The sequence below is a fragment of the Actinacidiphila sp. bgisy167 genome (assembly GCF_057707665.1).
On record NZ_JBYIQP010000001.1, the window covers coordinates 73,422 to 91,252 of the forward strand.

At 71.5% G+C, this 17,831-nt stretch carries 18 protein-coding genes, 3 tRNA genes and 2 pseudogenes; 8 read left to right on the plus strand and 15 right to left on the minus strand.

Translation table 11 applies throughout. The features are described from left to right. Nucleotides 1–78: 78 nt before the first annotated feature. The 5 genes from AC3ET4_RS00405 to AC3ET4_RS00425 form a co-directional block, all read right to left on the minus strand. Complete coding sequence (locus tag AC3ET4_RS00405) at nt 79–513, minus strand: MaoC family dehydratase (protein WP_431944530.1); 435 nt, start codon at nt 511–513, stop codon at nt 79–81. 4 nt (nt 514–517) lie between these two features. Then, nucleotides 518–970, minus strand: a complete 453-nt coding sequence (locus AC3ET4_RS00410; RefSeq protein ID WP_431944532.1) for an FAS1-like dehydratase domain-containing protein — start codon at nt 968–970, stop codon at nt 518–520. 102 nt (nt 971–1,072) lie between these two features. Further along, nucleotides 1,073–1,237, minus strand: a complete 165-nt coding sequence (gene rpmG, locus AC3ET4_RS00415) for a 50S ribosomal protein L33 (RefSeq protein ID WP_004571794.1) — start codon at nt 1,235–1,237, stop codon at nt 1,073–1,075. Nucleotides 1,238–1,332: 95 nt separating this feature from the next. Then, nucleotides 1,333–1,405 (minus strand) — tRNA-Met (locus tag AC3ET4_RS00420). A gap of 46 nt (nt 1,406–1,451) precedes the next feature. Further along, nucleotides 1,452–1,524: transfer RNA gene (locus tag AC3ET4_RS00425), tRNA-Thr, on the minus strand. Between the two features lie 212 nt (nt 1,525–1,736). On the opposite strand from AC3ET4_RS00425, the gene AC3ET4_RS00430 reads away from it, so the two are divergent. The 3 genes from AC3ET4_RS00430 to AC3ET4_RS00440 all read left to right on the plus strand — a co-directional run bounded on the left by AC3ET4_RS00430 (nt 1,737) and on the right by AC3ET4_RS00440 (nt 4,285). Then, nucleotides 1,737–2,981 (plus strand): amidohydrolase family protein, encoded by a 1,245-nt coding sequence (locus tag AC3ET4_RS00430; RefSeq protein ID WP_431944537.1) that lies wholly within the window; start codon nt 1,737–1,739, stop codon nt 2,979–2,981. 28 nt (nt 2,982–3,009) lie between these two features. After that, entirely contained in the window at nt 3,010–3,672 is a 663-nt protein-coding gene (locus AC3ET4_RS00435) for an NAD(P)H-binding protein (RefSeq protein WP_431944539.1), read from the plus strand. A 145-nt stretch (nt 3,673–3,817) separates the two neighbouring features. Next, a complete protein-coding gene (locus AC3ET4_RS00440) occupies nt 3,818–4,285 on the plus strand; it encodes a nuclear transport factor 2 family protein (protein ID WP_431944541.1) in 468 nt (155 codons plus the stop codon). A 26-nt stretch (nt 4,286–4,311) separates the two neighbouring features. Here the strand turns inward: AC3ET4_RS00440 and AC3ET4_RS00445 are convergent. Together AC3ET4_RS00445 and AC3ET4_RS00450 are read right to left on the minus strand one after the other, a co-directional pair. After that, a pseudogene (locus tag AC3ET4_RS00445) lies at nt 4,312–4,509 on the minus strand (hypothetical protein); the annotation flags it as partial. Between the two features lie 134 nt (nt 4,510–4,643). Next, nucleotides 4,644–5,195 carry a DoxX family protein gene (locus AC3ET4_RS00450; protein ID WP_431944543.1) on the minus strand — a complete coding sequence of 184 codons (552 nt, stop codon included), beginning with the start codon at nt 5,193–5,195 and terminating at the stop codon, nt 4,644–4,646. Nucleotides 5,196–5,984: 789 nt separating this feature from the next. On the opposite strand from AC3ET4_RS00450, the gene AC3ET4_RS00455 reads away from it, so the two are divergent. Beyond that, on the plus strand, nt 5,985–6,668 hold the full coding sequence (locus AC3ET4_RS00455) for a hypothetical protein (RefSeq protein ID WP_431944545.1): 684 nt from the start codon (nt 5,985–5,987) through the stop codon (nt 6,666–6,668). Nucleotides 6,669–7,013: 345 nt separating this feature from the next. Here AC3ET4_RS00455 and AC3ET4_RS00460 read toward each other — a convergent pair. The 4 genes and pseudogenes from AC3ET4_RS00460 to AC3ET4_RS00475 form a co-directional block, all read right to left on the minus strand. Beyond that, nucleotides 7,014–7,133 (minus strand): annotated as a pseudogene (locus tag AC3ET4_RS00460) (RNA-guided endonuclease TnpB family protein); the annotation flags it as partial. Nucleotides 7,134–7,232: 99 nt separating this feature from the next. After that, nucleotides 7,233–7,880, minus strand: coding sequence for a hypothetical protein (locus AC3ET4_RS00465; protein WP_431944547.1), 648 nt, complete (start codon nt 7,878–7,880; stop codon nt 7,233–7,235). Between the two features lie 325 nt (nt 7,881–8,205). After that, nucleotides 8,206–8,637 (minus strand): DUF4259 domain-containing protein, encoded by a 432-nt coding sequence (locus tag AC3ET4_RS00470; protein WP_431944548.1) that lies wholly within the window; start codon nt 8,635–8,637, stop codon nt 8,206–8,208. A gap of 258 nt (nt 8,638–8,895) precedes the next feature. Beyond that, a tRNA-Tyr gene (locus AC3ET4_RS00475) sits at nt 8,896–8,977 on the minus strand. A gap of 187 nt (nt 8,978–9,164) precedes the next feature. Between AC3ET4_RS00475 and AC3ET4_RS00480 the strand changes: the two genes are divergently transcribed. The 4 genes from AC3ET4_RS00480 (at nt 9,165) to AC3ET4_RS00495 (ending at nt 13,119) form a co-directional block, all read left to right on the plus strand. Then, nucleotides 9,165–9,653: a YajQ family cyclic di-GMP-binding protein gene (locus AC3ET4_RS00480; protein WP_431944550.1), complete on the plus strand. Its 489-nt coding sequence runs from the start codon at nt 9,165–9,167 to the stop codon at nt 9,651–9,653. 233 nt (nt 9,654–9,886) lie between these two features. Next, nucleotides 9,887–11,209 (plus strand): radical SAM protein, encoded by a 1,323-nt coding sequence (locus tag AC3ET4_RS00485; protein WP_431944552.1) that lies wholly within the window; start codon nt 9,887–9,889, stop codon nt 11,207–11,209. Further along, nucleotides 11,210–11,662, plus strand: a complete 453-nt coding sequence (locus tag AC3ET4_RS00490; RefSeq protein WP_431944554.1) for a flavodoxin family protein — start codon at nt 11,210–11,212, stop codon at nt 11,660–11,662. 74 nt (nt 11,663–11,736) lie between these two features. Further along, nucleotides 11,737–13,119, plus strand: a complete 1,383-nt coding sequence (locus AC3ET4_RS00495) for an FAD-binding oxidoreductase (RefSeq protein ID WP_431944556.1) — start codon at nt 11,737–11,739, stop codon at nt 13,117–13,119. A gap of 42 nt (nt 13,120–13,161) precedes the next feature. Here AC3ET4_RS00495 and AC3ET4_RS00500 read toward each other — a convergent pair whose 3' ends face one another. From AC3ET4_RS00500 to AC3ET4_RS00515, 4 genes are all read right to left on the minus strand, one after another. Beyond that, nucleotides 13,162–13,563, minus strand: a complete 402-nt coding sequence (locus tag AC3ET4_RS00500; RefSeq protein ID WP_431944558.1) for a YccF domain-containing protein — start codon at nt 13,561–13,563, stop codon at nt 13,162–13,164. Nucleotides 13,564–13,726: 163 nt separating this feature from the next. Beyond that, nucleotides 13,727–14,587: a zinc metalloprotease HtpX gene (htpX, locus tag AC3ET4_RS00505; protein WP_431944560.1), complete on the minus strand. Its 861-nt coding sequence runs from the start codon at nt 14,585–14,587 to the stop codon at nt 13,727–13,729. Nucleotides 14,588–14,755: 168 nt separating this feature from the next. Continuing rightward, nucleotides 14,756–16,264, minus strand: coding sequence for an NADH-quinone oxidoreductase subunit N (locus AC3ET4_RS00510; protein ID WP_431944562.1), 1,509 nt, complete (start codon nt 16,262–16,264; stop codon nt 14,756–14,758). Next, the gene (locus tag AC3ET4_RS00515; protein WP_431944564.1) at nt 16,264–17,829 is read right to left on the minus strand and encodes a complex I subunit 4 family protein; all 1,566 of its coding nucleotides are present in this window, start codon (nt 17,827–17,829) and stop codon (nt 16,264–16,266) included. The genes AC3ET4_RS00510 and AC3ET4_RS00515 overlap by 1 nt, the downstream gene beginning before the upstream one ends. Nucleotides 17,830–17,831 lie beyond the last annotated feature (2 nt).

Genomic DNA, 17,831 nt, shown 5'->3' on the forward strand with positions numbered 1-17,831 from the left:
ATAACAAGCCGGGCCAAGAGAACCGGGCCAAGAGAAAAGGCGGCAGGCACGCCCGCCGCCTTCACCTCCCGGCAGCTGCTATGCGAGCCGGACCACCGCGCGAGACATGCCCAGCACCTTCTGCCCGGCGCTGACGGCCGTCACGTCCACCCGGACCGTGCGCTCGTCGTCGTCCAGCTTGGCCGCGACCTTGGCGCTGACCTCGATCAGCGCGCCCGTGTCGTCGTTCGGCACCACGACCGGCTTGGTGAAGCGGACGCCGTACTCCACGACCGCACCCGGGTCACCGGCCCAGTCCGTCACCACTCGGACCGCCGAGGCCATGGTGAACATGCCGTGCGCGATGACGTCCGGCAGGCCGACCTCCTTGGCGAACTTCTCGTTCCAGTGGATCGGGTTGAAGTCACCGGAGGCGCCGGCGTACTGCACGAGCGTGGCGCGGTCCACGGGGAACGACTGCGCCGGCAGCTCGGTGCCGACCTCGACCTCGTCGTAGGAGATCTTCGCCGTCATCGGTTCACTCACCCTCCGGCGCGCGCGCCACCAGTTTCATCAGCGCCGTCACCACGTGCTCGCCGCTCTCGTCGTGGACCTCGCCGCGGACGTCGATGACGTCGTTGCCCGCGAGCGACTTGATGGCCTCGATGGCGACCGTCACCGACAGGCGGTCACCGGCCCGCACGGGGCGGGTGTAGCTGAACTTCTGGTCGCCGTGCACCACGCGGCTGTAGTCCAGCCCCAGCTCCGGATCGAGGACGACCTGCCCCGCCGCCTTGTACGTGATCACGAACGGGAAGGTCGGCGGCGCGATCACATCGGGGTGGCCCAGCGCCTTGGCCGCCTCGGGGTCGGTGTAGACGGGGTTCGGGTCACCGACGGCCTCGGCGAACTCGCGGATCTTCTCCCGTCCCACCTCGTACGGGGCGGTGGGCGGATAGGTCCGCCCGACGAAGGACTGGTCCAGCGCCATCGGCACCTCCTGGAGCTTGTTGTGCTGCGCGTCGGCGGATCCGCCAACGCCAAGAGGCCGCCCCCGATGAGTGGGGCGGCCTCGTTGGTCTAACGGCCTGGGTCAGCGCGTCTCGCGGTGCGCGGTGTGCGCGTTGCAGCGCGGGCAGTGCTTCTTCATCTCAAGACGGTCCGGGTCGTTGCGCCGGTTCTTCTTGGTGATGTAGTTCCGCTCCTTGCACTCCACGCAGGCCAGCGTGATCTTCGGGCGGACGTCGGTGGCGGCCACGTGAGTGCTCCTTGACGAACGGCAATAAGATGTGAACTTTGAACACGGAAAGAGTAGCCGATTGAAGGACCGATCCCACAATCGGCTACGCAGGGTAGCGGCGACCGGACTTGAACCGGTGACACAGCGATTATGAGCCGCTTGCTCTACCGACTGAGCTACGCCGCTTCGATGAAGAGATCACCCGCCGATAGGCGGGTCATCCGATCACCAGAGCCCCAATACGGAATCGAACCGTAGACCTTCTCCTTACCATGGAGACGCTCTGCCGACTGAGCTATTGGGGCGAGCGAGGAAGACATTACACGCTCCGCCGCCGAAGGTGAAATCCGTATCTTGCGGGCAGTCGCCGGACCACCGGCCGCCTCCTGGGTCCCAGCCGCACGGCCCCCATGTCACTTGACGTCACCGGTACGACTATTCGCTCTTCCCGGACGGACCGGGCGGCGCGCCCTAGGCTCGGAACCGCGTGATCTTGCCTCCGGCGCCGAGGAGCGCGATGACCGACAGCCAGCCGCAGCAGCCCACCGACCCTCCGCTCGGCGAAGCCGCCCCAGCCCCCGCCCTCTTGCTCTGCGGTGCCCGCCTCGCCGACGGGCGCACCGTCGATGTGCGCCTGGCCGGGGCCCGCATCGAGGCCGTGGGCACCTCCGGCAGCCTCCACGAGGGCACACGGGTCGACCTCGCCGGCTATCTGCTGCTGCCCGCCCCCGCCGAATGCCATGCGCACCTCGACACCGCCCTGACCGCCGACTCGGCGGGCCCGCCCTCCTACGACGCCGAGGACGTGCAGCGCAGGGTCACCGAGGGGGCCCTCCTCCAGCTCGGCCACGGCGCCACGGCGGTGCGCAGCCACATCCGCATCGGCGACGTCCAGGGGCTGCGCGCCCTGGAGGCGGCGCTGCAGGCCCGGCGCGCGCTGCGCGGCCTGGTCGACGTGCAGACGGTGGCCGTGCCGCGGGTGCTCACCGGACCCGCCGGCGCGGACGGCCTCGCCGCGCTCCGCGACGCCCTCAAGATGGGCGCGGACGTGGTGGGCGGCTGCCCCGACCTGGACCCCGACCCGGCCGGCTACGCGGAGACGGTGCTCGCCATCGCCGCGGAGTTCGGTCTCCCCGTCGACCTGCACACCGACGCCGCCGATCCGGCCCGGCTCTCCCGGCTCGCCGCGATGGCGGGGGGGCTGCGTCCCGGCGTCACCCTCGGCCCCTGCGGCGGCCTGGCCCGGCTCCCGTACGACACCACCGTCCGCCTCGCCGGGCAGCTCGCCGCCGCCGGGGTCTCGCTGACCGCACTTCCCCAGGGCGCCTGCGGCGCGCTGGAGTCGGTGCGCAGGGGCGGCACCGCGCCCGTGCGGACCCTGCGGGCGGCGGGCGCCCGGATCGCCGCGGGCAGCGGCGCGCTGCGCGACCTGACCAACCCGGTCGGCCGGGGCGATCCCCTCGAGGCGGCCTTCCTGCTCGCCTCGCACGGCGAGTGCGCCCCCGGGGAGGCGTACGAGGCCGTGAGCCGCGATGCCCGTGCCGTCATGGGACTGCCTGAAGTGCGGGTGGAGGCGGGTTTCCCCGCCGAGCTGCTCGCGGTGCGGGCCGACCGGCTGGAGAGCGCGCTGTCGCTCGCGTACAGCCGGATCGTCATCCACCGCGGACGGGTCGTCTCGCGGACCAGCGCGGTACGCGAGTACACCGACACCCTGGCGCTCGACCTGCCGCGTCAGTCGAGGAGCCGCCGCGACCCGGCGTGAACGGCACGCCGGGCGTAGCGTCGGTGACATGCGCACTGTGATCGCTGGTGGACATGGACAGATCGCGCTGCGGCTGGAGCGGCTGCTCGCCGCGCGCGGGGACGAGGTGGCGGGCTTCATCCGCACATCGGAACAAGCCGCCGACCTGCGCGAGGCGGGCGCCGAGCCGATCGTGCTCGACCTGGAGGCGGCGTCGGTGGACGACGTGGCCCGGGCCCTGACCGGTGCCGACGCGGTCGTCTTCGCGGCGGGCGCCGGGCCGGGCAGTGGCGCCACCCGCAAGGAGACCGTGGACCGGGACGCCGCCGTGCTGCTGGCCGACGCGGCGGAACGCGCGGGGGTGCGCCGCTATCTGATGATCTCCGCGATGGGCGCCGACGCGGCCGGCCGCACCGGCGGCGACGAGGTCTTCGCCGCCTATCTCCGTGCCAAGGGCGCCGCCGACGCGGAGGTGCGCCGTCGTGCCGCCCTGGAGTGGACGATCGTGCGCCCCGGCCGGCTGACCGACGACTCCGGTACGGGCCGGGTGCGACTGGCCGCATCCACCGGGCACGGTTCGGTGACGCGGGACGACGTCGCGGCGGTCCTCGCGGAGCTGCTCGACACCCCGTCGACGGCAGGGCTCACCCTGGAGCTCGTCGAAGGACACACCCCGGTCTCGGTCGCGGTCAAGGACGTCGCCGGCAACTGAAGCGCGGGCCGCCGGGCTCCCCCGCGGATGCGGAAGGAGCCAGCCGGGTAGAGGGGGTGGGCCGACGTGCGATCAGCCCCGCTCTGGGCTGCACTGGACCGCATCGGGACGCCCGGCGCCGTCCCCCTGACACCACGGAGAGAGCATGCCGATGAAGCCCCCGGCACCCCCGTTCACCCGCGAGACGGCGATCGAGAAGGTCCGGCTCGCGGAGGACGCCTGGAACACCCGCGACCCTGAGAAGGTGGCGCTCGCCTACACGCCGGACAGCCGGTGGAGGAACCGCGGCGAGTTCGTCAACGGGCGGGCGGAGATCGTCGCGTTCCTCACCCGCAAGTGGACGAGGGAGCAGGACTACCGGCTCATCAAGGAACTCTGGGCCTTCGAAGGCAACCGCATCGCGGTCCGCTTCGCCTACGAGTGCCACGACGACTCCGGGAACTGGTACCGCTCCTACGGCAACGAGAACTGGGAGTTCGACGACGAGGGCCTGATGCGCGTACGGCTGGCCAGCATCAACGACGTCCCCATCGCGGAGTCGGAGCGCGCGTACCACTGGCCGCTGGGGCGGCGGCCCGACGATCGCCCCGGTCTTTCCGACCTCGGGTTCTGAGCGGCCCGCGCCAGCTCCCGCAGCTCCCCCCGGGCCGCCGGCGAGCGGCCCGGGCCGGTGCGCCAGTACGGATGCCAGAACAGCCGGCAGGACAGCCACAGCAGACGCCGCCGGAGAACCGCCGCATGGGTCGGCTCCGCTGCGAGCTGCGCGTAGGTGTGGTGCCATTCGCGTTGCGCCTGCACCAGGTCTGACGGGAACACGGTGTTGGCCATGCCCGTCATTCAATCATGTGTTCGATTTTCTGCGCCTCCCCTCACGTGTCGCTCGTACGGGTGAGTGAGGCTGGGCGGCCACGCTGGCCGCCGACCCGAACCCGGGGGGCGAAGGCGTGCGCCGCCGGCGCGGGGGCCTGCGGCTACAGGCTGAGGACGATGGCGGCCCCCAGGCCGCCCAGCCCCAGCGCGACGGCGGCGTCGGTCCAGCCGCCCCTCCCCCAGCGGAAGAAGCGGTCCAGCGCCAGCCGCCCCGGTCCGATGGCTGCGACACCGAGGGCGACGACCGTGATGGCCAGGTTGTACTCGATGCCGCCCTGCTGGTCCCACAGTCCGTGGGTGCCGGTCACCGTGGCCATGGCATTGATCATCACGCCGATCAGGGCAGCCGCGGCGAGCGGGGTGAACAGCCCCAGCGCCAGCCCCACGCCGCCCAGGAACTCCGATGCGCCGGCGATGGCTGCATAGACCTTGCCCGGCGAGTAGCCCAGCGCCTCGAAGCCCCTGCCGGTGTCGGCGAGCCCCGGGCCGCCGAACCATCCGGTGAGCTTTTGGAGTCCGTGCCCCGCCATCAGGAGGCCGAAGGTGAGCCGGATCAGCAGCAGGCCCCAGTCGCCGGCCGTGACCCCCGGCCGCCGCGGGCCGACGTCCTGGGTCTGCGGCGGAACGCGCAGTCGCTCGACTAGGTGATTCATGGGAAACCTCTTCTGCTCCGATGCCCCGGTGGACGGCGCCGGCCGGCCCCGCGAGTCAGCGGATGCGTGGGTGCGGTCACCGCGGATCTCGCCGGCGTCCCGCGTCCCTCCTTCGGGGGACGCGACGGCCGAGTTCCGCTTTCAACCATTTTCCCTTTTTCTTCCGTCTCATCCAGAAATGTCGAAAGTATTGAGGGCGGCCGCGTCTTCCCGCTCGGAGCCTCAGATGCCGGGGCCCAGCCCTCGGAGGCGACCGGACATGGTTGGCGGGGCGCCGAGAGGACCGAGGGTGGGCGGCCCGGCCCCACCTGTCGACCGGCGACCGGCGAAGGGCGAAGGGCGGCACCGGTCCGCGTCGCCGCCCTCGCGCGGGTCCCACGGCGTCGTTCCCGGCCCCCACGGCCGGACGGGGTTCGACACGGGGCAGCGGTGATCGCCGGGCACGGACCTTCCGGGTCGACGACGCCGCGGTCCGCGATGAGCGGTGGCTCCCGTACGCCGTACCCGTCGGCCCCTTCACGGCATGCCCGTCATCCCACGTGCCCGCTCGCCACACCGCGCGTGACGGGGTGGGAGCGCGTCGCCGCACGAGGGCCGACCCCCTACCTCGTGAACGACGTTGCGCAGCCATGCAACCTCCCACGCGCATTCGGGAGTTACTACGGGCGGACGTCCAAGCGGCGGCCTCCGCACGCGGTGGCCGCCGCCAGCCGACGCGCGGGCCCAGCACGCCGGCCGTCAGGACCGCCCGGCGCCGTGCCGGGTGGCAGCTCCGAAGGAGAAAGCTCCGTGGTTCTCAGTTCTGCCCGCAAGGCCTGCCTGGCCGCTGTCGCGACGCTCGCCGTCGGCGTGGCGTCGTTCGGCGCCTCCGCCGCGGCGGCGCCGTCGGCACCGGCCCCTGCCGCACACCGGGCCGGCGCTCCCGCAGCGGTGGCCGCGAAGGCCGTCGTCGCGTCGAAGAAGCAGACACCCCGGGTCGTCACCCAGCTGATCGACAGGGGCCGGGTGGACGGCAAGCCCTGGTCGGTGGCGTTGGAGTTCCACCCGACGCTGCCGGAGGGCTACGAACTCCCCACCTACCCAAGCGGCAGCACCGTCCCCGCCGACGCACTGCTGTGCCAGCGCATGTACATCGACGGCGTACGCCTCGACCACCAGGGCGGCCCCTGGTCGGACTGCCAGCCCGTCGACGGCACCCACGACCCCGCCGGCAACGGCGGCATGGGGCTGTGGAGCTTCCAGGACAAGGGCCTCTCCGGCTCCCGTCTCATGGTCTCCAACCCCGAGACCGGCATCGCCTACGGCATCGTCAACCTCACCGACGGCACGCGCCTCAAGGCCCGCACCGCCACCGTCCCCGGCACCGACTACCACGCCTGGGCCGTCGCCATACCCGACGGCAAGACCATCGCCGCCGTCGACCAGTACGACTCCCGCGGACGCCGCGTCACCCACGACACCTCCTGGCGCTGACCTCGTGACTGGTGCCACACGGGCGCTCGCTGCCCGGTTCTCACGAACGAAGAGCACGCGACCGCGGACGGCGGGGGTCCGTCACCATGGGTGCCGGCATCCGCCGCGGACGCGGCGGGTGCGCACGGGCTGCCAGGACGTGCCATGTCGTGAAGGCTGCCGTCTGCAGCGTCTTACTCGGACAGTCGGGCCTGGTGCAACGTGCCGAGTCACTCGTGACCCATCAGCGCGGCAGCCGCACGTGCCTGGGCATAAGGCGGCGCCGGTGCCTCACCACACCACGGCCCCTTCGTGCTGAGAGGAACCAGTTGACACCTCCCCTCCCTGAAGGGGGGGATTCCTGGCTCAGGCTGCCTCCGGGAGCAGCGCCCCCGGAGGTCTTACGCCCTCGACACCAGCCGGGTTGAGACCAGCCCGGACCAGCATCACGCGCGCGGAGTTCTTGTCCCTGGGGGATACGCTGCGGATGGCTGCGGGGACTGTCCGCGAGCCCGCCAGTCCGCCTCGGTGCGGGGCCGTTGGAGCGCAGTTGCTGTAGCGGCGGCCTCCGGCACCGCCGGTGGATCACCGGTCCCGGCGTGTGCGCTTGCTCACCCGTCCCAGGAATCCGCGGCCGGCAGGCCCGATGAACGGCGGGAGCTCCGCGAAGCCGGGCTCGGCGCCCAGGGTCCCGGCGAGGTGGGCGAGCACCGTCCGCACCCGGGTGAGCGGGTGGCCGGGGAAGCGCACGTCGTACTCCTCCGCGTCAGCGCGGTGAAAGGGGAGCCCGCCGCGCAGCCCGGGCGCGTAGGGATGCTCCAGGAAGTACTGTTCGGGCCCGAGTTCGGCGAGCACCATGGCCTCGCGCATCCCTGTGACGCCGTCTGCAAAGGCCTGCACCTTGACCACCGCGCTGCAGGCCGCGCGCGGCAGGGTGTAAGTGCCCAGGAACGCCTGGCCCCTCGGCCGGTCCGGCAGCGGCACTTTGAGTACCTGGCGCAGCGCCGGCAGTCCGGCGACCCGGACGACGTCGGCCTCGATGAGGCCCCCGCCCGCGTCGGCCGTGAAGCGGGCGAGTGCCTGCCGCAGCCGGTCCGGCTCCTCCAGGGGCGCCGGTATGTCCGGAGGCAGGTCGAAGAAGTGAAGGCTGATCACATCGCCGTGGTCATCGGTCCAGGCGTGCTCGGCGACCTGCCGGTAGCCCGGCAGGTCCGCACCGTCGAGTGGTCCCATGGACAAGGATCATGCCGTAGGGGCGAGTGCAGCGTCACGGCACTTCAGGGCCGCGTACCTGCAGTCGAGGGGGAGTAGTCGGTCGTGCGTGCGTTTGATCGTGCAGCCGTTTCCACCTGGCTCAGCTCGGGCGTAGAGCCGCGGCTGGTGGCGGAGCGCGCGGGCCACGGCGTCGCCGTGCTCTTTTGGTGTACGCGAAGTTCCTGAAGGGCGGGGACGAAGCCGCGAACGAAAGGATTTCAGCTCGCCTGCGTGAGCGAAGGAGCCCCCTGCCCTAGTCGCCCATGCGCAGGGCGACGGGTGCCACGGAACCCGCCGCCCTGCGCTACGGCTCGATGTCGAAGAGCGGGATGGTCGGTGGTGGCGGGGCGAGTACGGCGCGAAGGCCGTTGAGCGTCGCACGCCATTGCCTCCCGTCTCGTGGGTCGACCCAGTTCGACGCCAATCCGGATTCGTCGCTGACGATGCGGGCGAGGGCTTCGTCCGCCAGGGACCTGAGATCAGAGGGGAAGGTCGGCATGGGTGTTTCAGGGCCGTAGGACGTGTCGACCGGTTCACCGCCTGGACACTGCGCCGCAATCAGCGCCGCAGCGGCCACGGCTTCCTCCGCTTCCGTGAGGTAGCCGCTGGCGTCCACGGTCCGGGTGAGCACGCCGCGAATCAGGGCTTCGCGTTCCTCGGGCTTGGCGTCGTCGAGACCGTCGGCGAAGTCTGCCGCGGTGTCGTTGTCAAAAGAGCCGGTGGCCCAGGTACCCATGATGATCTCCTCGCACAGCTACGCCGGGAGCCTCGCACCGGCCACTGACAACGCGGTCGACGGCGACCAGGGTCCGCCGTCCCACGGATGCCCCACAGCCGCAGGTCGGGCGCCGGATTCCCGTCCACGCCCCGTCCACAACCGCTGGTAGAGACCGTGCGAGAACGGGACGGAGCGAGACAGTGACCCGCATCCGCTGGCGCAAACAAAACAGCCCCTGCGCTGCGTTTCCGCAGCTCAGGGGCTGTGTTTCCACTGTGGCGGCGCCAGGATTCGAACCTGGGTAGGCTAAGCCGACGGATTTACAGTCCGCTCCCATTGGCCACTCGGGCACACCGCCTGGGAAGTGTCTCCGCGGGCCGCTTGTGTGCGGTCCCCGTGGCGACGTCGTAAACAATACCCGATGCCCGGGGGTGCTCCGCCACCCTATTGATCAGCACCTCGGGCGGGTCCGGTGGCTAGGCTTGCGGAGCGGCCCGCAGGCGGGTCGCGGACCTGACAGCTCAGAGCCAAGGAGCCAACAGAAGATGGCCGACTCCAGTTTCGACATCGTCTCGAAGGTCGAGCGGCAGGAGGTCGACAACGCCCTCAACCAGGCCGCGAAGGAGATCTCGCAGCGCTACGACTTCAAGAACGTCGGCGCGTCGATCTCGTGGTCCGGGGACAAGATCCTGATGCAGGCCAACTCCGAGGAGCGGGTCAAGGCCATCCTGGACGTCTTCGAGACCAAGCTGGTCAAGCGGGGGATCTCGCTGAAGTCGCTGGACGCGGGCGAGCCCCAGCTGTCCGGCAAGGAGTACAAGATCTTCGCCTTCGTCGAGGAGGGCATCTCGCAGGAGAACGCCAAGAAGGTCGCCAAGATCATCCGGGACGAGGGGCCCAAGGGCGTCAAGGCTCAGGTGCAGGGCGAGGAGCTGCGCGTGAGCTCCAAGAGCCGGGACGACCTGCAGGCCGTCATCACGCTGCTCAAGGGCAAGGACTTCGACTTCGCGCTGCAGTTCGTCAACTACCGCTGAGCGCGTCTCCACGCCGGTCCCGGTCGGGAACAGCCGACCGGGACCCTGATGCCCCCTCCCCCGCGGGCCTGCGGGCGCACAGGCGTGCCCGCGGGTCCGCGGGAGGGCGCATTCGGAGGGTGCCACCCCGGCAGGCCCCCGCAGGTGCGTAGTGTCTTCCTGTTAGGTCTCCCCCGGACCGCCCCGTCCGTCGACGGCGGACCCGGGGCAGCGTCTCGAGGAAGGAACCGGGCATGCAGAGCCGCACCGCTTTGGTCGAGGACCTGATGAGCCGCTTCCCGCACGTCCCCCGCGAGGCGGTCATCAAGGAGGACCTGCTGCGCGGCGGCATCGCGTTCGACGAGTCGGCGCTCAGCGGCAACGAGGACGGCGACGTCAAACCGAAGTCGTACTTCATCTTCTCCTTCGACCACCGCACCCTCCCCGAGCTGGGCGCCGCCGCGCTGAAGCGGCCGCCGGAGGAGATCGTGCTCACCGGCGGGCCCTACGATCTGCGCCGCACGGTGGTGTCGGTGCGGGTGAACCCGGCCTCGCCGTACCGCGTGCGGGCGGGCGGGCGCGGGGTGCTCGGGCTGTACCTCGACGGGGTGCGCATCGCCGACGTCGGGCTGCCGCCGATGCCGGCGTACTACCGGCACACCCTGGAGAACGGGAAGTCGGTGATGGAGGTCGCGCCGACGATCCAGTGGGGCTACCTGATCTATCTGACGGTCTTCCGCGTGTGCCAGTACTTCGGCGCCAAGGAGGAGTGCCAGTACTGCGACATCAACCACAACTGGCGGCAGCACAAGGCGGCCGGGCGCCCCTACACGGGCGTCAAGCCGGTCGAGGAGGTGCTGGAGGCGCTGGAGATCATCGACAAGTACGACGAGACGAAGGCCTCCACCGCGTACACCCTCACCGGCGGCGCGATCACCTCCAAGGTGGCCGGGCGCGACGAGGCCGACTTCTACGGCCACTACGCGAAGGCCATCGAGGAGCGTTTTCCCGGGCGCTGGATCGGCAAGGTCGTCGCGCAGGCGCTGCCGAAGGAGGATGTGCAGCGCTTCAAGGACTACGGCGTGCAGATCTACCACCCCAACTACGAGGTGTGGGACCGCCGTCTGTTCGAGCTCTACTGCCCCGGCAAGGAGCGCTACGTCGGCCGCGACGAGTGGCACCGCCGCATCCTGGACTCGGCGGAGATCTTCGGCCCCCGCAATGTGATCCCCAACTTCGTGGCGGGTGTGGAGATGGCCGAGCCGTTCGGCTTCGGCAGCGTCGGGGAGGCGATCGACTCGACGGCGGAGGGCCTGCGCTTCTTCATGTCGCGTGGCATCACCCCCCGCTTCACGACGTGGTGCCCGGAGCCGACGACCCCGCTGGGCAAGGCGAACCCCGAGGGCGCGCCGCTGGAGTACCACATCCGGCTGCTGGACGTGTACCGCGCGACGCTGGAGGAGTACGGGCTGAGCTCGCCGCCCGGATACGGGCCGGCCGGTCCCGGCAACGCGGTGTTCTCGGTGAGCTCGTTCATGGACAGCCTGCCGGCGTCGGCACCCGTCGGAGTGAGCTGAGTGCCCACGCTGCTGATCGTGCATCACACGCCGTCGCCGAATGTGCAGGCGATGTTCGAGGCGGTGGTCGCGGGGGCGACCACCGACGAGATCGAGGGCGTGGACGTCGTGCGGCGGGCCGCCCTCGCGGCGACCGCCTCCGACGTGCTCGCGGCGGACGGCTACCTGCTGGGCACGACGGCGAACCTCGGCTACATGGCGGGGGCCCTCAAGCACTTCTTCGACCAGGTCTACTACCCGTGCCTGGACAGCACGCGCGGCCGCCCGTTCGGCTACTACGTGCACGGGGGCGGCGACGTCACCGGGACGGTTCGGGGCATCCGGTCGATCACCACGGGCCTGGGCTGGGAGCAGGCGGCGACGGAGGTGGCGGTCACCGGTGAGCCGTCCAAGGCCGATCTGCACTCCTGCTGGGAACTGGGCGCGACCCTGGCCGCCACGCTGGCGGACTGAGCGTCCGGGCCCGGTACCGACGTGCCGGGCCCCTGTCCCCGCCCTACCGTGGAGAGGGAGAGAGGGGCAGCACGATGGCACCGCATGTCCTGGACGACGCGGCCCTGGACGCCCTGCGATCCGGCTTCGCGGGCGAGGTCCTCGCGCCGGGCGATCCGTCGTACGACGAGAGCCGCACCCTGTTCAACGCCATGATCGACCGCAGGCCGTCCTTGATCGCCCTGTGCGAGACGGTGGAGGACGTCGCCGCCGCGATCCGCTTCGGCCGTGAGCGCGGGCTCGAGATCGCCGTCCGCGGGGGTGGACACGGTGTCTCCGGCAGGGCGCTGACCGACGGCGGCATCGTCGTCGACCTGCGGCGCATGCACGCGGTGGTCGTCGATCCGGCGGCCCGCACGGCGCGGGTCGGCGGGGGCGCCACGATGAGCCACCTGGACCGGTCGACACAGCCGTACGACCTGGTCACCACCGGGGGACGGGTGTCCACCACGGGGGTGGGCGGTTTCACCCTCGGGGGCGGATCGGGGTGGCTGGAGAGGAAGTTCGGGCTGGCCTGCGACAACCTGGTGGAGGTCGAACTGGTGACGGCGGACGGCACCTTGGTGCGCGCCGCCGAGGACGAGAACCCGGAGCTGTTCTGGGCGCTGCACGGGGGCGGCGGCAACTTCGGCGTCGCCACCTCGCTGACGCTGCGGCTGCACCCGCTGCCCGCGGTCACCGCGGCCCTGCTGCTGTGGCCGCCGGAAGCCGCTCCTGAGGTGCTGCGCGCCTACCGCTCGCTGCTGTCCTCGGCGCCGGACGAGGTGGGCGGGGGTCTGCTCTTTCTGACCGGGCCGCCGGAGGAGTTCGTGCCGGAGCATTTGGTGGGGTCGCTCGCCTGCGCCGTGGTGTTCACGTACGCCGGCACCGGTGACGCCGCGCGCGAGGCGCTCGAGCGGCTGCTGGCGCTCGCCCCGCAGGGCCGCATGGTCGTGGAGGTGCCGTACGCGGAGCTGCAGTGCATGTTCGACGACCCGCCGGGCTACCGGAACCACTGGTCGGCGGAGTATCTGAGCGACTTCCCGGACGAGGCGGTGTCGCGCTTCTGCGCCCGCGCCCGGGACATGGTGGTCCCCTCCCCCTCACAGCACGTGCTGTTCCCGGTGGGCGGCGCCGTGGCGCGCGGTCCGGCCGACTATCCGCTGCCCTGGCGCCGGGCGCCGTGGGTCGTGCACCCCTTCGGGCTGTGGGCCGACCCGGCGGACGACGAGCGGGCCCGGCGGTGGGCGCACGACGTGCGTGCCGACCTGCGGCCGTGGTCCTCCGGGGCGGTCTATCTGAACTTCATCGGCGACGAGGGCGCGAGCCGGGTGATCGCCGGTTTCGGCGCGCACAACGTGGGGCGGCTGGCCAGGGTGAAGCGGGAGTACGACCCGGAGAACGCGTTCCGGCTCAACCACAACATCGAGCCCGGTTGAGCCGGTGGGTTCCGGTGGGGCTCCGGCGCGGCCGGGGTGGCGTCAGCGGGTGGCGTACGGGGCGTCGACGGGGACGATCTCCCGGCCGAGCGGCACCAGTGAGATCGGCACCATCTTGAAGTTGGCGATGCCGAACGGGATGCCGATGATCGTCAGGCAGAAGCCGATGCCCGCGATCACATGGCCGATGGCGAGCCAGATCCCCGCGAAGACCACCCAGATGATGTTCCCGAGCAGCGATCCGACGCCCGCGTCGCGACGTTCCACCGTGGTGCGGCCGAAGGGCCACAGCACATAGTTGGCGATCCTCAGGGACGCGATCCCCCAGGGGATGGTGATGATGAAGATGAACATCAGCAGCCCCAGCAGGGCGTAGCCGATCGCCATCCACAGGCCCCAGACGATCAGCCACACGACATTCAGGACGAGGTTGAGCGCCTTCATTGCCCAAGCCTCCCATGCGCCCGGGGGCCACGCCCGTCAGGGGGTGGAAGCCGCCGATCCGTCAGGCGGGCCGCCATGGGCACCAGCAGGGGCCGTGGGGCTCCCGCACCCGTGGGCGGGCCGGGGGTGCCCGCCTGCGGCCGGGCAGGGCCGTACGGAGGCGTCAGCGGCGGTGGCCGGCCATCTCCTGCAGGCGGGCGATGCGCTCGGCCATCGGGGGGTGGGTGGAGAAGAGCTTGGACACGTCGCCGGGACGGAACGGGTTGGCGATCATGAGGTGGCTCGTGGTCTCCAGCCGCGGCTCGGGCGGCAGAGGGGCCCGCTTGGTGCCCGCTTCCAGCTTGTGCAGCGCGGAGGCGAGAGCGAGCGGGTCGCCGGTGAGGCGGGCGCCGGAGGCGTCGGCCTCGTACTCGCGGGAGCGGCTGACGGCGAGCTGGATGAGGGAGGCGGCGACGGGGCCCAGGATCATCATCAGCAGCATGCCGAACAGACCCGGGCCCTCGTCGTCGTCGGAGCGGCCGACGGGGATCAGCCAGGCGAAGTTGACGAGGAACATGACCACGGAGGCCAGGGCCGCGGCGACGGAGGAGATGAGGATGTCGCGGTTGTAGACGTGGCTCAGCTCGTGGCCGATGACGCCGCGCAGTTCGCGCTCGTCGAGGAGGCGCAGGATGCCCTCGGTGCAGCACACGGCGGCGTTGCGGGGGTTGCGGCCGGTCGCGAAGGCGTTGGGGGCCTCGGTCGGGGAGATGTAGAGCCGCGGCATGGGCTGCCGGGCGGAGGTGGAGAGTTCGCGCACCATGCGGTACAGCGCCGGCGCCTCGAACTCGCTGACCGGGCGGGCGCGCATGGCGCGGAGCGCGATCTTGTCGCTGTTCCAGTACGCGTAGGCGTTGGTCCCGAGGGCCACGACGAGTGCGACGACCAGTCCCGTACGGCCGAAGAAGCTGCCGATGACCAGGATGAGGGCCGACATTCCGCCCAGGAGCGCGGCGGTCTTCAGGCCGTTGTGCCGGCGGTGCACGGTACACCCTCCAAATTGCGCATCAGGAGGACTTTCTCTCCTCGTCCAAGGAGAACCTCCTGTGGAGGTCAACGCCACCGGAGGGGCGTTAGTTCCCTTGTGCGCCTGCCGGCAAGGGGCTCGGAGCAGGGTGGGAGGGTGCTCGGAGCAGGGTGGGAGGGTGCGTGCTCAGAGCAGCGTGGCGGAGGCGAAGCGGAGGACGAGCTGGGGTGCGCCGGACAGCGCGACCCCGACGAGGGCGGTGAGGGCGATGGCGGCGCCGAGCGGGCGCGGCACGACCGCCGGGCGCCCGGCGGCGGCCGGCTCCGTCCCCGGCTTCGCGAAGAGCAGGAACGTCCACCGAAGGTAGTACACGAGCGCGATCACGACGTTGACGGCCATGACCACGGCCAGCCAGCCGAGGCCGGCGTCGACGGCCGAGGAGAAGACCGCGACCTTGGCGAACAGGCCGATGACGCCGGGCGGCAGTCCGGCCAGGCAGAGCAGGAAGAAGGCCATGGCCGGCGCGGCGAGCGGGTGGCGGCCGTACAGGCCCCGGTAGTCGGTGAGCCGGTTCTGGGGCGCTGTGCGGCCGACGAGCGCGGCGACGGCGAAGGCGCCGAGGTTCACGGCCGCGTACATCAGGGCGTAGGCGAGGGTGGTGCCGACCTGGCGGTCGGGGTCGGTGTACGCGGCGGCGGCGATCGGGACGAGCAGGTAGCCCGCCTGCCCGATGGACGACCAGGCCAGCAGGCGGACCGCGCTGCGCGGGCGGTCGGGGCGCTGCACCAGGGCGGCGACGTTGCCGACGGTCATGGTGAGGGCGGCGAGGACGGCGACGGCGGGGCCCCACACATGCGCGTAGGGCCGGAAGGCGACGACCGTGACGAGGATGAGGCCGGCGAACCCGGCGGCTTTGCCGACGACCGACAGATAGCCGGCGACCGGGAGCGGGGCGCCGGTGTAGGTGTCGGGCACCCAGAAGTGGAAGGGCGCGACGGCGAGTTTGAAGGCGAAACCGACGACGGTGAGGGCGGCCCCGGCCGCGGCGAGGGTGTTCAGACGGGGGTCGACGTCCTGCAACCCCCTGGCCATGGCCTCCAGGTGGAGGGTGCCGGTGGCCGCGTAGACGAAGCTGACGCCCAGCAGGGTGACGGCGGTCGCGGCGACCGAGGACAGGAAGAATTTCAGGGCCGCCTCGCTCGACAGCCGGTCGCCGCGGCGCAGCCCGACCAGCGCGAACGACGGAAGCGTGGTGACCTCCAGGGCGATCACGAGCGTCGCCAGGTCGCGGGAGGCGGGCAGCAGCGCGGCGCCGGAGGCCGAGGAGAGCAGCAGGAACCAGAACTCGCCTGCCGGCAGCTCCTCCAGGGTGTGCACCGACAGCAGGGCCGTGACGAGGGCCCCGGCCAGGACGAGCAACTGCACGACGAGCGTGAAGCGGTCGACGGCGTAGGAGCAGTCGGCGGGGCTGCCGACGAGGCAGAAGGTCGTGCGGTCCCCGTCGAGCAGCGGCAGCAGGCTCAGCCCGGCCAGGACGAGGCCGGCGAGGGCGATCCCCACCAGGGGCTTCTTGCGGCCCTCGGGCAGGAAGAGGTCGGCGACCAGCACGGCGATCGCGGTCACCGCCACGATGCCGGGCGGGGCGATCGCGGCCCAGTCGACCGACTGGACGACGGAGGTGGCGAGGGTGCTCATCAGCTGCCTCCGAGCAGGGTGCGCACGGCCGGGTCGGTGAGGCCGAGCAGGGCGGCGGGCCACAGGCCGGCGAGGACGGTCAGGACGACCAGCGGGGTCCAGGCCGCGAACTCGTAGCCCCGCACGTCGGCGAGGGCGGGCGCGGCCGAGGCGGTGTCGCGTTCGCCCATGCAGACGCGGCGCACGACGACGAGCAGGTACGCGGCGGTGAGCAGCGTGCCGAAGGCGGCGACCGCGGTGAAGACCAGGTAGGCGCCGCGGTCCAGGCCCGGCGCGGGCTTGAAGGAGCCGAACATCGCCAGCATCTCGCCCCAGAAACCGGCCAGGCCCGGCAGGCCGAGGGAGGCGACGGCCGCGAAGGCGAGCAGGCCGCCCATGCGGGGAGCCTTGCCGTACAGCGCCGCTCCGCTCCGGCCGGCGAGGTTGTCCAGGTCGGTGGAGCCGTAGCGGTCCTTGAGGGCGCCGACCAGGAAGAAGAGCAGGCCGGTGATGAGGCCGTGGGCGATGTTGGCGAAGAGCGCGCCGTTGACCCCGGTGGCGGTCAGGGTGGCGATGCCCAGCAGCACGAAACCCATGTGGCCGACGGAGCTGTACGCGATCAGGCGCTTGAGGTCGCCGCCGGCGCCGCGGCGGGCCAGTGCCAGGCAGGCCAGCGAGCCGTAGACGATGCCGACGGCGGCGAAGGCGGCCAGGTAGGGCGCGAAGGTGTGCATGCCCTCGGGGGCGGCCGGCAGGAGGATCCGCACGAAGCCGTAGGTGCCCATCTTGAGCAGGACGCCGGCCAGGAGCACCGAGCCGACCGTGGGGGCGGCGGTGTGGGCGTCGGGGAGCCAGCTGTGCAGCGGCCACATCGGGGCCTTGACGGCGAGGCCGATGCCGATGGCGAGGACGGCGATCAGTTGCGTGGAGTGACTGAGCGGCGACCCGTTGTCAGTGGCGAGTGCCACCATGTCGAATGTGCCCGCCTTCAGCCCGATGAGGAGCAGGCCGAGCAGCATGATCACGGAGCCGAGCAGGGTGTAGAGGATGAAGCGGAGGGCGGACTTCTCGCGGTTCTCGCCGCCCCAGCGCGCGATGAGGAAGTACATCGGGATGAGGACGGTCTCGAAGGCGAGGAAGAAGAGCAGCAGGTCGAGCACGGCGAAGGTGGCGAGCGTGCCCGTCTCCAGGAGGAGCAGCAGCGCCACGAACGCCTTCGGCGACGGCCCCGCGGGCATCTTGAAGTAGCTGTAGAGCGCGCAGAGGAAGGTCAGCAGCGCGGTCAGGACGAGGAGGGGGAGGCTGATGCCGTCGATGCCGAGGTGGATGCGGATGCCGAGCGCCGGGATCCAGCTGATGTCGGTGTTCGCCTGCATCGTCGCCGGGTGGCCGTGGTCGAAGCCCGCGGCCAGGACGATGCTCAGGAGAAGGACGAGTCCGGTGACGGTGACGCCGTGGCGCAGCACGGCCTGGTCGGGGTTCTTCCCCCGCAGGCCGGGCGGGGCCGGCAGCAGGGCCGCCGCGGCGCCGAGCAGCGGCAGGACGACGACGGCCGCGAGGACGTACGGGAGGACGGTGTCGTTCACGG

Excerpts from the sequence above, each read along its gene's own strand:
- AC3ET4_RS00405 (WP_431944530.1), bottom strand. The coding sequence starts at position 513 with ATGACGGCGAAGATCTCCTACGACGAGGTCGAGGTCGGCACCGAGCTG.
- AC3ET4_RS00410 (WP_431944532.1), bottom strand. The coding sequence starts at position 970 with ATGGCGCTGGACCAGTCCTTCGTCGGGCGGACCTATCCGCCCACCGCC.
- AC3ET4_RS00430 (WP_431944537.1), top strand. The coding sequence starts at position 1,737 with ATGACCGACAGCCAGCCGCAGCAGCCCACCGACCCTCCGCTCGGCGAA.
- AC3ET4_RS00435 (WP_431944539.1), top strand. The coding sequence starts at position 3,010 with ATGCGCACTGTGATCGCTGGTGGACATGGACAGATCGCGCTGCGGCTG.
- AC3ET4_RS00440 (WP_431944541.1), top strand. The coding sequence starts at position 3,818 with ATGCCGATGAAGCCCCCGGCACCCCCGTTCACCCGCGAGACGGCGATC.
- AC3ET4_RS00450 (WP_431944543.1), bottom strand. The coding sequence starts at position 5,195 with ATGAATCACCTAGTCGAGCGACTGCGCGTTCCGCCGCAGACCCAGGAC.
- AC3ET4_RS00465 (WP_431944547.1), bottom strand. The coding sequence starts at position 7,880 with ATGGGACCACTCGACGGTGCGGACCTGCCGGGCTACCGGCAGGTCGCC.
- AC3ET4_RS00470 (WP_431944548.1), bottom strand. The coding sequence starts at position 8,637 with ATGGGTACCTGGGCCACCGGCTCTTTTGACAACGACACCGCGGCAGAC.
- AC3ET4_RS00480 (WP_431944550.1), top strand. The coding sequence starts at position 9,165 with ATGGCCGACTCCAGTTTCGACATCGTCTCGAAGGTCGAGCGGCAGGAG.
- AC3ET4_RS00485 (WP_431944552.1), top strand. The coding sequence starts at position 9,887 with ATGCAGAGCCGCACCGCTTTGGTCGAGGACCTGATGAGCCGCTTCCCG.
- AC3ET4_RS00495 (WP_431944556.1), top strand. The coding sequence starts at position 11,737 with ATGGCACCGCATGTCCTGGACGACGCGGCCCTGGACGCCCTGCGATCC.
- AC3ET4_RS00500 (WP_431944558.1), bottom strand. The coding sequence starts at position 13,563 with ATGAAGGCGCTCAACCTCGTCCTGAATGTCGTGTGGCTGATCGTCTGG.
- AC3ET4_RS00510 (WP_431944562.1), bottom strand. The coding sequence starts at position 16,264 with ATGAGCACCCTCGCCACCTCCGTCGTCCAGTCGGTCGACTGGGCCGCG.